At 34.7% G+C, this 13308-nt stretch carries 9 protein-coding genes; all 9 read left to right on the top strand.

Annotated features, from left to right (window positions below):
- The first annotated feature begins 110 nt into the window (after positions 1-110).
- The 9 genes from OIU83_RS13310 (at position 111) to OIU83_RS13270 (ending at position 13273) form a co-directional block, all read left to right on the top strand.
- Positions 111-791, top strand: coding sequence for a response regulator transcription factor (locus OIU83_RS13310; RefSeq protein ID WP_264206753.1), 681 nt, complete (start codon positions 111-113; stop codon positions 789-791).
- Positions 788-2173: a HAMP domain-containing sensor histidine kinase gene (locus tag OIU83_RS13305; protein ID WP_264206752.1), complete on the top strand. Its 1386-nt coding sequence runs from the start codon at positions 788-790 to the stop codon at positions 2171-2173. Before OIU83_RS13310 ends, OIU83_RS13305 begins: the two co-directional genes overlap by 4 nt.
- Before the next feature lie 511 nt (positions 2174-2684).
- Complete coding sequence (locus tag OIU83_RS13300) at positions 2685-3395, top strand: MgtC/SapB family protein (protein ID WP_264206751.1); 711 nt, start codon at positions 2685-2687, stop codon at positions 3393-3395.
- A 3-nt stretch (positions 3396-3398) separates the two neighbouring features.
- Positions 3399-3959, top strand: coding sequence for a manganese efflux pump (locus OIU83_RS13295; protein ID WP_264206750.1), 561 nt, complete (start codon positions 3399-3401; stop codon positions 3957-3959).
- A gap of 11 nt (positions 3960-3970) precedes the next feature.
- Entirely contained in the window at positions 3971-6673 is a 2703-nt protein-coding gene (gene mgtA, locus OIU83_RS13290; protein WP_264206749.1) for a magnesium-translocating P-type ATPase, read from the top strand.
- Between the two features lie 11 nt (positions 6674-6684).
- The gene (locus OIU83_RS13285; protein WP_264206748.1) at positions 6685-7857 is read left to right on the top strand and encodes an efflux RND transporter periplasmic adaptor subunit; all 1173 of its coding nucleotides are present in this window, start codon (positions 6685-6687) and stop codon (positions 7855-7857) included.
- A 322-nt stretch (positions 7858-8179) separates the two neighbouring features.
- Positions 8180-11290 (top strand): efflux RND transporter permease subunit, encoded by a 3111-nt coding sequence (locus OIU83_RS13280; protein ID WP_264206747.1) that lies wholly within the window; start codon positions 8180-8182, stop codon positions 11288-11290.
- 14 nt (positions 11291-11304) lie between these two features.
- Positions 11305-12597, top strand: a complete 1293-nt coding sequence (locus tag OIU83_RS13275) for a TolC family protein (RefSeq protein WP_264206746.1) — start codon at positions 11305-11307, stop codon at positions 12595-12597.
- A gap of 16 nt (positions 12598-12613) precedes the next feature.
- Complete coding sequence (locus OIU83_RS13270; RefSeq protein ID WP_264206745.1) at positions 12614-13273, top strand: PorT family protein; 660 nt, start codon at positions 12614-12616, stop codon at positions 13271-13273.
- The last annotated feature ends 35 nt before the right edge of the window (positions 13274-13308 follow it).

Genomic DNA, 13308 nt, shown 5'->3' with positions numbered 1-13308 from the left:
GAGCAGGCTTTTTTATGATAATTTCAGCCTTAAAATCCTCATACATGAAAACTATCTTATTTTCTATATTTAGAGGTTAATCTACAAAATGAAATAGTAACTTTATGGCGATGAAAATTTTAATAATAGAAGACGACCAAAGAGTAGCCGAATTAATCCAAAGGGGACTAGATGAGCATGGTTTTACGCCTACACTTGCCTATGATGGTATCTCTGGTAAAAAGTTAGCCCTTAATAATCAGTATGATCTGATTATTACCGACATAATTTTGCCAAAACTTGATGGTCTTGATTTGTGTAGAGAAATACGCCAGATTAAACCCGATTTACCAATCATAATGTTAACTGCATTGGGTACTACAGATGATAAAGTGGAAGGTTTTGACGCTGGAGCGGATGATTATCTCACAAAACCTTTTGAAATGAGAGAACTTTTGGTTCGTATAAGGGCTTTATTAAAACGAAGTAATGGCAGTATAAATAATACAGGCTTCATTTTGAAATATGACGATCTTGAAATGAATTTGCAAACCAAAAACGTAAAAAGAAACGACACCGAAATTAATCTTACTCCTAAGGAATTTAAACTATTAGAATATATGCTTCAAAACTCGGAGCGTGTTTTATCTCGAACAGAAATCGCAGAAAAAGTATGGGATACTCACTTTGATACTGGTACAAACTTTATCGACGTATATATTAATTACCTGAGAAAAAAAGTTGACAAAGATTTTGATAAAAAACTTATTCATACCCGATCCGGAATGGGATTTATTTTGAAAGCAGAATGAAAATCAGAACTCGATTAACCATATTATTTACTCTCATAACAGCTACTATTTTATTAGTATTTGCTGCTATTATCCTTATTTCTGCAAAGGAAAACAGGGAAAAAGAGTTTTATACATTATTAAAAAAAGAAGCCATCACCAAAGCTAACTTATTTTTTAATGCCAAAGTAAACAAGAAAATATTACAAGATATTTATAGAAACAATCGCACTACATTAAATGAAGTCGAGGTTGCCATTTATACAACTTCATTCCAATTATTATATCATGATGCTGTTGATATTGATGTTGTAAAAGAAACAAAACCAATGATTGATAAAATCATTCAAAAAAACGAAATACAATTTTATCAAAATGATTGGCAAGTTATTGGGATAACATATAAATTTCAAGGGAAAGAATATATCGTTACCGCTGCAGCATATGATGGATCCGGGTATATCAAATTCCATAATTTGCTTGAAACCTGCATTATTGTCTTTATTATATCTATTTTATTCCTTTATATAGCTGGTCGGTTTTTTTCAAAAAAAGCATTTGAGCCTATTGTAAAAATGACTTCCAAAGCAAAAAACATTTCGGCTACAAATCTTGATTTACGATTGGATACAAACGAAAGTAAAGATGAAGTTTCTGAACTCGCGACTACTTTTAATAAGATGCTCAATCGGTTAGAAAATTCTTTTGATTCACAAAAACAATTTGTTTCTAATATATCTCACGAATTACGCACACCTCTTTCGGCTATTATTACTGAGCTAGAATTATCTACCAACAAGGAACGTAATAATGAAGAATATAAAGTTGCTATTCTTAATACCCTTCAAGATGCCAAAAAACTAGCTAAACTATCTAATGGTTTACTAGACTTTGCCAAAGCAAATTATGATCCTTCGGAGATTGCGTTCAAACAAGTGCGTGTTGATGAAATTTTATTAGATGCCAGACAACAGGTTCAGAAATCAAATTCAAATTATAATATCTCAATTCACTTTGAAAATGATTTTGAAGATGATAATCAAATCACAATTAATGGAAATGAATATCTATTAAAAGTTGCCTTCGTAAACTTATTTGAAAATGGCTGTAAATTCTCAGAAAACAACCAAAGTAAAGTTGTCGTATCACTTAAAAAAGAAGAGATCATTCTACAATTTATCGATAATGGTATTGGTATTTTAGAGGAAGACTTAAAGCATATCTTCAAGCCATTTTACCGAGGATTAAATAAAATATATGCCGATGGAAATGGTATTGGATTGTCTTTGACCCAAAAAATAATTATGCTTCATAAAGGGACTATCTCTGTTTCATCCGATAAAAAATCAGGTACTATATTTACCGTTGAACTTTACCACGGTATAAAGAATACTATAGATTAAACCTCTTCTTTTAATCATCTTGAAATATATCTGTACGTAAAAAGGAACGCGGATGACACAGATTCGCTAAGGCGAAAACGCGGATAAAAACGGATTTTATTTCTATTGTTTTTTTTAAAATCCGTTTTTATCCGCGTCTTTACTTTTGTAAATCCGGGTCATCCACGTTCTTTTATAGACAATTTAAATTAGTGGAGATTAATGCAATTTGTGACTAACTCCTTTTAAAATTTAAATCTGTGACTAAAAATAATTATACCCACAAGGTTTCAAAGACCTTCCAGGATAACTAAAATCCTCTTTCTAATAAAATTCTAATTTTTTTCTAAAACATCTCTAACGGCTTTTTCTGCAAGGCGAAACTAGTTTTGCACCACGGTTAAGGATTGATTGTTTATCAATGAATTCAAACTGTTGGATATTAAAAATTGTTTTGCTCCCAAAAGAGATAATGATCGTGAAGTCATTATCCAAAGAGACAAAGTCAATTAAAAAGAAAAGGAGGATTATTATGATTACAACTTATGAATTTACAACACGTATTGTACTTGCAGCAACGCTGGGAGCAGCAATAGGAATCGAGCGACAATGGCGTCAAAAAAATGCCGGATTACGTACAAATACATTAGTTTCATTAGGATCTACAGCATTTATATTACTGTCTGTTTCATTGGGTAATGGTGCAGACCCTAGTAGAGTCGCTGCTCAAATTGTTTCTGGAATTGGTTTTTTGGGCGCTGGAGTTATCATGAAAGATGGGCTAAGCGTACAGGGATTAAATACAGCAGCGACCATATGGTGTTCGGCAGCAGTGGGTTCACTTGTAGGTATCGGTTTATTTACAGAAGCCATAATAGTAAGTTCAGCCGTAATGATAACCCACTTGCTGCTTCGACCCGTAGGTTTAAGACTCAACCGATTACAATCTATAAAATCACTCCATACTCCTACTGATTATCTCTTTACTATAAAATGTAAAACTGAAGTCGAAAACCATCTTCGGGTAATGCTAATGCAAAATTTAGGAAGTGAAGATACATTATTACTAAAATCCCTAACAAGTGATGATAACCATGATCCTTCTATAGCTATTATCACAGCCGAAATAAAAGCAATTACACCACAAGATGGTCTAATGGAAAAAATGGCAAGCCGATTAACCATTGAGGAAAAAGTAATAAAAGTGAGTTGGGAGATTTTGGGAACACAAACAGATATATAGAGTATGATGTTAGCAATTCACATCGCTGTTATCTTAATCACATTAGGAATTACAGCAGATAATCTGGTACTATCCAAAATGAGTCTCAATACAATCCTATTCATGAAATCCAGAAAAGCCATACTACTTCTGATAGTTTTATTTACCATACAGTTACAGGTTTTAAAATATGGAGACTGGTGTGCAAGACTCTTAACAAGTGGTACAAAGAATCAGGATAAATGGATTGCCTTGATTATGCTATTTTCTGTAGCCATAAAAATGCTTCAGGAATTCAAACTTAAAATTATCAGAAACAACAAAATTCACCTTGAGTTAGATGATTTTTTAAACATATCCTTTGCCACATCAATGTATGTTTTTGTGTTGGGTTTTGCTTTTCGCCTATTAGATATTGATGAACCGATTATTTACAAAACTGTAATTCCATGCTTACTGTTTCCCTTATTAATGGGATGGTTTATAAAAAGATTTAATACCGATAAAGCGATTTGGTTAACCAAAGCTCTAGCAATACTTATGATTTTCACAGGAGTCTCCATTTTTTTAATCAATACTATTTAAAATCACAAAAAATGAGTGTAAAAGATAAAATAAAGCATCCTTTTTATTCCTTGACCAATAGCAATGGAATGAATGAAGGAACTACAACAAAATTGCGCAATGCTTCCAGAAGCGATCATAATTTTGTTTACGCTATGCTCGAAAGTTCAGAACTTGGACTTACAAAACTAACCTCTGATGAACGCCTTAAAAAATTCGGGTTAAATGAAGTTCAGCATGACAAAGCACCTTCGTGGTTAAGTCAATTAATTAAAGCATTTATAAATCCGTTTATTTTTATCCTGCTAATTATTGCAATCATCTCCTTTATAGTTGATATCTGGATGGCTCCCGCAGGAGAAGCTGATTATAAGACAGTAATCATGGTTGCTGTAATGGTTATTTTTAGTGCTTTTCTCCGATTCTTTCAGGAATTTCGAAGTAATCAAGCCGCTGATAAATTGAAAAGTATGGTAAAAACTACAGCTACCGTATTAAGAAAATTTATTGGTAAAAGAGAGATTGCAATGACACAACTTGTTCCGGGAGACATTCTCTATTTATCGGCTGGTGATATGATTCCTGCAGACTGCCGCATTATGCAAAGCAAAGATTTATTTGTTAGTGAATCTATGCTTACGGGAGAAGCACTGCCTGTAGAAAAAAATTCTCTCCCAATACGTGATGCCGACACAAAGCAACCTATAGAACTAAACAATCTTTGTTTTATGGGAACTAATGTTGTTAGTGGTACTGCAAAAGCGATAGTAGTTGTTACTGGAAACCTCACCTATTTTGGAAGCATCAGCAAAACTATTTTAGGAAACAGACCCGAAACTGCTTTTGATATAGGCATAAACAAAGTGAGTTATCTCCTTATTCGTTTTATGCTCGTAATGGTTCCTATAATCTTTTTAGTAAATGGTTTTCTAAAAGGAGATTGGATGCAAGCACTTTTGTTTGCGATAGCTGTTGCTGTGGGTTTAACTCCCGAAATGCTACCTATGATTGTAACAGCCAATCTTGCCAAAGGTGCAATGAATATGAGCAAACATAAAGTAATTGTAAAACGATTAAACGCTATCCAGAATATTGGCGCCATGGATATTCTTTGTACCGATAAAACGGGTACGCTTACATTGGATAAAATTGTATTGGAAAAACATTTAAATGTTCTTGGTGTCGAAGATGATGAAGTTCTAAAATGGGCATACCTCAACAGTTTTCATCAAACGGGATTAAAAAACATACTCGATAAAGCTGTTTTGGAGCATGTTGAACTTCATGACTACTTAAAAGTAGATGAATACTTCATGAAGGTAGATGAAATTCCTTTTGATTTCCAACGCCGGCGCATGTCGGTTATACTTAAAATGCGAAACGGAAACCATTTACTAATTTGTAAAGGAGCTGTCGAAGAAATTTTGGATTTGTGTTCCCACAGCTTCGATCCCGGTGAAGATAAAGAGCTACATCTTGAGAATGACAAAGTAATACCAATGGATGAGAAAATGCGTAATACCGTTTTACAGACTTCCAAAAAAATGAACGAAGAAGGATTGAGAGTTTTATTGGTAGCCATTCGGGAATTTGACGGAAAACATCCGCTTACCTATTCTATAGATGATGAAAAAGAACTTACACTAACAGGTTTTATAGGTTTTCTAGATCCTGCAAAACCATCGGCAAAACCTAGTATCGCAGCACTTCAGGAATTAGGAGTAACCTTAAAAGTGCTTACTGGTGATAATGAAATTGTAACCAAGAAAATATGTAACGATGTTGGAATTCCTGTAAAAAACATTGTATTGGGCACGGAGCTAGAAGCTATGACAGATGAGGAATTAACCCAACGCATTGATGATATTTCAATTTTTGCCAAGCTAAGTCCGTTACAAAAAGTAAGAGTTGTAAAAGCACTAAGAGCAAAAGGACATACTGTTGGTTTTATGGGAGATGGCATCAATGATGCTGCTGCACTTAAAGAATCAGATGTAGGTATTAGTGTAGATACTGCTGTAGATATTGCCAAAGAAAGTGCCGACATTATCCTATTAGAAAAAGATTTAATGGTGCTACGCAAAGGAGTCATTTATGGCCGAAGAACTTTTGGAAACATCATTAAATATATAAAAATGACCGCCAGCAGCAACTTCGGAAATATGTTTAGTATGCTTGGAGCGAGTGCCTTCCTGCCTTTTTTACCAATGCTACCTGTGCAATTATTAACGCAAAATTTATTATACGATATATCCCAAACAACTATTCCGTGGGATAAAATGGATGAAGATTTCCTGAAAGAACCAAAAAAATGGGATGCTTCAAGTATCCAAAGATTCATGTTTTTTATTGGTCCTATTAGTTCAATTTTTGACTTTGCAACATTTGCTTTGATGTTCTATTATTTCAAAGCAAATAGTCCGGAGCTTCAATCATTTTTCCAAAGCGGTTGGTTTATAGAAGGACTGCTTTCGCAAACGCTAATCATACACATGATACGCACTAAAAAAGTTCCTTTTATACAAAGTTGGGCTGCAGCACCAGTACTGGCATTAACCACAATAATAATGCTTATAGGAATCGCTATTCCGTTTTCACCATTGGCACCAATGCTAAAAATGCAACCGCTCCCTTTAAGTTATTTTCCTTGGCTATTTGGGATACTTACTTGTTACTGCTTGCTAACACAATTTGTTAAAACGTGGTTTATTAAAAAATTTAATCAATGGTTATAATATAAAAAAGCATGATACTAAATACTAAAAACAGCTACAGATTTCAAATATCAAAAATCTGCAATCAAAAAATCGAATATCGAAACCTTTTATTAACGCTCATTACAGCAACCGCTCTTACAGCTTGTGGTAACAAAGAGGAAACAAAAGAAAAGGATTATTATTCCTTACAAAATGATACAATCATTATTCCTGCAACATCTACAATTGCACCCAAACTAAAACTAGAAACAGTTAAAAACGTATCCTATCAATTAGAATTAATAACGGCAGGAACTGTAAAAGCTATTCCGAATTTTTATGCAGAAATTGCACCTCCGTTTTCTGGCAGGGTTACCAAAGTACATTTAAAACTGGGGATGAAAACTCAACCTGGCACACCCCTTTTTGAGATGGTTTCGCCTGATTTTATTGATGCTCAAAAGAACTTCTTTCAGACAAAATCGGCTTTTCAAATAGCAAAACTCTCCTTAAAACGTCAGCAGGATTTAAAAAATAATGGTGTTGGTTCACAAAAAGATTTGGAAGAAGCTGAAACCAATTTTGAAGTCAATGAAAAAGAATATCAAAATGCTATTGCGAGTTTAAAAATATTTGGGGTAAATGTGGATAAACTTATTTTTGGTCAGCCACTTGTAATCACCTCTCCTATTCCCGGAGAAATAATAACAAACGAAGTCGTAATGGGACAATACATAAAAGCTGAAGATGCTCCCAAAGCCAAAGTTGCCGATTTAAAAAAGGTTTGGGTAGCTGGTCAAGTTAAAGAAAAAGATATTCGTTTTATTCATGAACTAGATGGTGCCGAAATTCAGGTTGCTTCCTATCCCGACAAGATAATTGTAGGGAGAATTTACCATGTCGATGAAATGGTCGATGAATCTACCCGAAGTGTACAAGTACTAATCGAATGCCTTAATGATGACCATGTATTGAAACCTGGAATGTATGTAAATGTAAAATTTATTGATACTCCCGAAAATACTTTGTTTGTTCCTGCAAAGGCCGTTCTACAATTTAACGACAAAAGCTTTGTACTTGTACAGATTGGCAAAGGAAAATACATTAGACGTTATGTCGAAACCGGAATTTCTAATAAAGGAAAAATAGCAATCCTATCCGGATTAAAACCAAATGAAACAATTATAAGCGAAGGGGCTTTTTATCTGCTTGAAGCAAAATAAAACATAACTAAAAATTAACCGCAAAGTTCGCAAAGGTTTACGCAAAGCTAGCAAAGGTTTTCTCCAATATTGTCATTCTGAGCGGAGTCGAAGAATCATGAGAAACTCCATAATCATTGTCGAGCTACTGGTGGAGATTCTTCCTACGTCAGAAAGACAAGTTTGTGGTAAAAAAACTAACCATTAAGATATTAAGAGAAATTAAGCTTTGTTCTTAATAGAACTTAATTCCTTAATGGTAAAAAAATCTTTTTAATCTTTTTAATCTGTGGCGAAAAATTAACCGCAAAGGTCACTTTAGAACCTTTAAACCTTAAAAAAAATGAAACAAAATATATTTGAAACAACAATAGCAAAACGCTGGCTGATTCTGGCGTTGTTTATACTCCTTTCTTTATTTGGCTATTATTCCTGGACAAAACTCTCGGTAGAAGCCTATCCAGATATTGGCGATGTAACCTCCCAAGTCGTAACGCAGGTTCCGGGTTTGGCTGCCGAAGAGATAGAACAACAAATCACGATTCCGATAGAACGTGCTATAAATGGTTTACCTGGAATGCATGTTATGCGAAGCAAAAGCACTTTTGGCTTGTCTATGGTAACCATTGTTTTTGATGATGGTGTCGAAGATTACTTTGCCCGAACAAGAATTCAGGAACGCTTAAACGATGTTCAATTACCTTATGGAGCAACTCCAGGTTTAGACCCGCTTACCTCTCCTACAGGAGAAATTTACCGCTATATTATAGAGAGTAAAAGTCATGATTTACGAGAATTAAGCGACTTACAAGAATACACAATTATTCCTCGTATCAAACAAGTTTCAGGAGTTGCCGATGTAACAAATTTTGGTGGAATCACTACTCAATACCAAGTGGAACTTGACCCTCGCAAAATAGAACAATATGGTTTATCCCTAAGTGAAGTAACCGAAACTATCGAAAAGAATAACGCCAATGTAGGCGGAAGTGTTATCGATCGCGGTGACCAATCCTATGTAGTACGTGGAATTGGTTTGGTGAAAAATCTAGACGATATTGGACGTATAGTAGTGAAATCTCTAAATGGTGTTCCTATCTATTTAAATGATATTGGGAAATTAAAATATGGAAATCTAGAACGCAAAGGCGCATTGGGATATACAGACAAACGTGGCGTTGATTATTCGGATAATATCGAAGGGATTGTGCTTTTGCTAAAAAACCAAAACCCATCGGTAGTATTAAAAGGTGTAAACGAAGCTGTTGATGATTTAAACAAAAATTACCTTCCCGAAGGTGTTCAGATTCATGCATTTTTAGACAGAACCGATTTGGTAAATACAACACTTACTACCGTTTCACATACTTTACTCGAAGGAATGGCACTGGTTATTATTATATTAATTGTTTTTCTGGGTAGTTGGAGAGGTGCATTATTGGTCGCTATTACAATTCCTATTTCGCTTTTAATTGCTTTTATCTTAATGAAATTAACCAATATTCCTGCCAATTTACTTTCATTGGGAGCAATCGATTTTGGAATTATTGTAGATGGAGCAATTGTAATGATGGAAACGATTCTGAAAAAACGAGAGGATAATGAAGACGCAGAACTCACAGAAAGAAGCGTTGCCGAGAGAGTAAAAAGTGTAGCTCGTCCTATCTTTTTTGCCACCTTAATTATTATTACAGCTTACTTACCCTTATTTGCTTTTGAACGAGTAGAGAAAAAACTATTCACACCAATGGCTTTTACAGTTGGCTATGCTCTTTTTGGAGCATTATTGGTTGCCTTATTTCTTATTCCGGGATTGGCTTATTTTATCTACCGCAAACCACAAAAAATGTATCATAATAAATGGCTGGACAAACTCACCAATTCTTATCATAATAGGATTCTAAAAATAATGAAGACTCCAAAAAGGGTATTTGCTCCTTTAATTGGTGTGTTATCTCTTGCTTTTATTCTTACTGTAATGGTCGGAAAAGATTTTTTACCACCATTAGATGAAGGTTCTATCTGGTTACAAGTTTCATTACCGCCAGGGATTACTTTAGAGAAATCGAAAGAAATGAGTGATACGCTTCGCCATCGAACATTAAAGCATGATGAAATAACTTATATGATGGTACAAGCAGGACGCAATGATGATGGAACCGATGCCTGGACACCTTCACATTACGAATGCAGTATTGGTTTAAAACCATATAGCCAATGGAAATCGGGTAAAACCAAAGCCGATTTAATCAAAGAACTTGCTGCCGAATATGCCACCATGCCGGGCTATAATGTTGGATTTTCACAACCAATGATAGATGGCGTAATGGATAAAATCTCTGGAGCACACAGTGAATTGGTCGTTAAAATATATGGTGAAGATTATAAAGAAACCCGCCGAATTGCCGAAGATATTATTAAAACTCTTGAGAATGTAAAAGGTGCTGTAGACTTGGCAATTGACCAAGAACCGCCCTTACCACAAATACAAGTTATAGCCGACCGCCAGAAAATCGCTCAGTACGGGCTAAATGTCGATGATGTATCCGAATTGATAGAAGTTGCTATGGGCGGAAAAGCAGTTTCTCAAATTTTTGTAGGCAATAAAGTCTATGATATCACTACACGTTACAATGAAGAAAGTCGCAATAATCCTGAAAAAATCGGGAACCTAATGTTGACAAATTCCGAAGGCATAAAAATTCCTTTATCTCAAGTATGCGACATCAAACTCAATACCGGAGAAAGTACAATTGCCAGAGAAATGAACAAACGCCATCTTACTGTTCGATTAAACTTAAGAGGAACTGATTTAGGCTCTTTCCTAACCGAAGCACAATCTAAAATTGAAGAAAAAGTAAAATATGACCATGAACAATTTAAAATAAAATGGGGCGGACAATTTGAAAATCAAGAGCGAGCCTATAGTCATTTGGCAATAATAGTTCCTCTGGCCCTGGCGCTAATGTTTGTATTGTTATATGGTGCATTTGGAAAATTCCGTCAGGCAGGATTATTAATGAGTATAGTTCCGCTGGCATTGTTTGGAGGAATGCTAGCGTTAAATGTTCGTGGCATGACGCTTAATGTATCCTCTGCAGTAGGTTTTATTGCTTTGTTTGGGGTTGCGATACAAAACGGTGTCATAATGATTTCGCACATTAATCAGCTTCGAAAAAATGGAATGGATTTACTCAACGCAGTAACAAATGGCGCAAAACAACGGTTTCGACCTGTATTAATGACTGCAACTGTTGCCGTATTGGGATTATTGCCTGCATCATTGGCAACAGGTATAGGCAGCGATGTACAGCGACCTCTGGCAACAGTAATTGTATATGGACTTATGTTCTCTACAATCCTAACACTATTTGTTTTACCATCACTTTATTACCTCATCGAGAAAAAATTTGGTCAGGAAAACGAAGTACTACAGCATGAAATCGATAATTAATAAAATGATACATTATGATTAAAAATATAAAATATAAATGGGTAATTCTTTTGTTACTGCTGAATATTTCGGCAGTATCAAATGCTCAGATCGATACCACATTTACACGAGTAAAAATGAATTATCCTGATTTCTTATTATTAGTAAACAAAAATAATTTAGGATATGCAGCCGAAAAATTTAATGTAAATATTGCTGAAGCAAATATCGAAGCCTCAAAAGTATTTCCCGACCCTGAACTAGCAATAGGAAGTCATGATAATGGCCAACGAAGAATGCAAATGGGCTATGGTTTTTCGACTGAGTTAAGTTGGACATTGGAACTTGGCGGAAAACGAAAAGCACGAATAAACGTTGCAAAAAGCACAAACGAACTAACCAAAGCTTTACTAGAAGATTATTTTCGCAATCTACGTGCCGATGCAACCTTAAATTATTTAACCAGCTTAAAGCAAAAGGAAATTTTCAAGGTACAATTAAACTCATACACGATTCTTAAAAATATAGCTGTTGCAGATAGTATTCGTTATAAGTTAGGGAGCATCACCGAAATTGATGCACGCCAAAGTAAACTAGAAGCGAATTCTATGCTAAATGAGGTGTACCAAAGTGAAGCCGATTGGAAAACAGCTTTATTGGAACTAGGCACTATGGTAGGGAATCAAAAAGCAGATACGTTGTATTCGCCTTCGGGTGATTTAGCAAAGTTCGATCGTTTATTTGATTTGAATGAACTCATAATTTCTGCCGAAAATAATCGAGCTGATTTATTGGCTGCGCTTAAAAACAAAAATGTATCACACGATATTTTAAAATTAGCCAAAGCAAATAGAGTTCTGGATCTAGGCGTAAATATGGGCGTAGAAAACGCCTCGGTAGTAACTAATAGTGTTGCTCCTACTCCATCTTCGGCAGCCGTTTCTGGAGGTATTTCCATTCCGCTTAAATTTTCTAATCGAAATAAAGGAGAATTAAAAGCAGCTGAATTTAGTGTGCAACAAGCCGATGTTTTATACAAACAAACGGAATTACAAATCCAGATAGAAGTACGAAAAGCATGGTTTAATTATCTCACAACTCAAAAGCAAGTTCGTCAATTTAATACTGGTTTATTAGCCGATGCACAACGTTTGCTCGATGGAAAGGTTTATAGTTACAAACGTGGGGAAACAAGTTTACTTGAAGTATTAAATGCACAACGAACCTATAATGAGACGCAACTTAATTATTATGAAACCCTATACAATTATGCTGCATCACTGGTTGAACTAGAAAAAGCAGCCGGAATTTGGGATATTAATTTTTAAAATAATATAGATAACAATGAAAAATACATATACAATTTGCATTATGCTTTTTTTTATACTCAAAATTAGCGCGCAACAAGATGGTCTTACTTTTGGGATAAGTGGTGGCATAAACTGGACGTCTTTAATGGGTAAAAATATTGACAGTTTATCTAATGATGGCTCTCAAAAAAGTTCCATAGGACAAACAATCGGAATTACACTTAACAATAAAACATCTAAATATTTTGGACTAAAACATGAACTATTTTATAGCCAGCGAATACTATCTATCAAAATTGATGACGGAATAAATCCAGAATTCTCAAGTAAGTTTAAACGTCAATATATTGATATATTTCCCGCTAGTCCAAGTTTTTATTACAAAGGCTTTCAAGTTTATGCAGGTCCTTATTTAGGCGTTTTATTAAATGCATCGATTCAACGTAAAGATGTTGATGGAAACCTATATACTGATAAATCCATTTATGGTACGGGTCAGGCTCCAAGTAATTATAGTCAAAAAATGGATGCTGGATTTGTTGCTGGTATAAATTATGAATTACCAAATGGAATTAATATTGGCGCAAGATTTATTCGGGGTTTTGTACCAATAATAGAAAATGCGAACACAAAACAACAATGGAAGATTTACAATGAGAGCTTTTTTGCTACAATAGGATATAGTTTTTACTAAGGTTCTGAGATTCTGAGATACTAAGGTTCAGAGAC

It is taken from the genome of Flavobacterium shii, assembly GCF_025847235.1.
GTDB lineage: Bacteria > Bacteroidota > Bacteroidia > Flavobacteriales > Flavobacteriaceae > Flavobacterium > Flavobacterium shii.
Note: the sequence above shows the minus strand (reverse complement) of the source record. Positions and strands in the feature narration are given on the sequence as shown.